Origin of the sequence: Ligilactobacillus equi DSM 15833 = JCM 10991, from assembly GCF_001435735.1 — a bacterium.
Taxonomy (GTDB): Bacteria; Bacillota; Bacilli; order Lactobacillales; family Lactobacillaceae; genus Ligilactobacillus; species Ligilactobacillus equi.
The window spans coordinates 1-333 of sequence record NZ_AZFH01000101.1; the positions used below are offsets into that span (position 1 = coordinate 1).

The window sequence follows — 333 nt, forward strand, 5'->3', positions numbered from 1 at the left end:
TGGGGTTGCCTTACCTGTAACTGCTGTACCTTGGGCATCCTTCACAGCTTGAACGTCAGTTGGTTGAGCGCTAGTTTGGTTAGCTTTGTTCTTGATGGCATTCATTGCGTCATCAATTGCCTTCTTCGCTGCGTCCACATTTGCTTGGCTTGCGGATGGATTATTGTCCACTGCCTTACCGGCTTCAAGGGCCTTGTCTAAAGCTTCCTTGTCCGCTGGGTCTACAGGAACTTCTGTTCCATCATCTGCAGTTACGTTACCTGCTTTTGATAACGTATCACCTGCTGTGATTGAGTCTTCTAAACCGGTCTTGTTTACTGCTTCTACAGCTTC

The 333-nt window shown here is 47.7% G+C and carries 1 protein-coding gene; it reads right to left on the reverse strand.

What is annotated here, in order from left to right; all coding sequences use genetic code 11:
• Positions 1-333, reverse strand: a 333-nt coding sequence (locus tag FC36_RS12160) for a hypothetical protein (protein ID WP_162257659.1), incomplete at both ends; no start/stop codon positions are given.